We start from the raw sequence: 1,304 nt of genomic DNA on the forward strand, positions 1-1,304 counted from the left end.
ATATAAGGTTTCGTGCCAAGCTGGTCTCCATCGCAGATGCCAGCTTGAATCATGCCCTACGCCCGAGGGGAATCCCTTTTGTCAACACGACCTAGGCAAAGTTGGCTTCTCGTTTGGGGTCTCGTTGCTGGACTGGATCGATAAGTTTTCAGTTTTTTCGTATTCCTTCTCGCTTCGAAACCCCAAGGGCTAGTGGGCAAGCCATGACAGGCAACATCCTCACTCCCCTTTCCGTTAACCGTAATGGCCTCATGAGGGAACTCGCTATAGGTTGTCTTATCGAAACCATAACGAGATATAGGTCAAGTATTTTGACCTGTTGACCGATGGTCAACTTTCGTCATGTTGAGGCAACACGACAAGGAGGTAAAAAATGTCGGGTGATGAAGCTGGGTTTGGATTTAGCCTTGATGCTCCGGACGGGATCGAAGGGTTGTCCAACTTCTACTCCTATATTGGAGATAATACATACGGTTACATATCGAACGGTTACCTACAATCCGGAAACGATGACTACGATGGCTACTCCATTAGTGTGGACATAGGGACAAACTACTCAATCGTAGCAAATGATGCGCAGAGCCTTTTTGGTGGCTTATCTCCAGGGAGAGTGGGCTTTGAGTTGCGTTCATCAGACGGTACCTTTATCGCCAGCTCGATTGATAGTGGTGGATTTGATGCACTAAATTTCACCGCCACGTCATCCACGTACATTGTAAACGCCTTTTCTGAGTTTGATGGTTTTTACAGGCTCAGAGTCCGAAATAACGATGTCGTTGAAGAAAATCCAATCGGCGAATCCATTAGCCTAGATGAAGTTTACAGTGCCTCACTTGACTTCGCCTCGGATGCTGACAATTATTCGACCGCCCTAGAGGCCGGCGTCACATACAATTTGGAGATCGTAAGTTCACCAAGCGATTTATACTTCACCATTGAAGATACTTCTCTAGAAGTGGTAGCGTCAACTTTGGCCGGAAGTGGCGGGAGTTTTACTTTTACTCCAGACATGACCGGCATCTACACTTTGTTCGTTTCCTCAGATTCTTTGCGGGCAACGGGAGACTTCGCTTTCAGGCTAACAGATGGCTCGGAGCCGGAACCAGTACCAGAGCCGGAGCCAGTACCAGAGCCGGAGCCAGTACCAGACCCGGAGCCGGAGCCGGAGCCGGAGAATACGTTCCAAGAGGGGTCGGGAAATAATGACTCCCTTCTCGGGGCCGATGGTAACGACACGCTCGACGGTCTAGGCGGAGATGACACTCTGTCAGGAATGGCCGGCGAAGATGATCTTCTTGGACGAG

Annotated in this window: 1 pseudogene; it reads left to right on the forward strand. The window is 49.5% G+C overall.

The window, feature by feature from the left end:
* Positions 1-373: 373 nt before the first annotated feature.
* Positions 374-1,304, forward strand: a pseudogene (locus BMX29_RS19710) (hypothetical protein); the annotation flags it as partial.

This window comes from Roseivivax marinus (assembly GCF_900109705.1).
Classification (GTDB): domain Bacteria; phylum Pseudomonadota; class Alphaproteobacteria; order Rhodobacterales; family Rhodobacteraceae; genus Roseivivax; species Roseivivax marinus.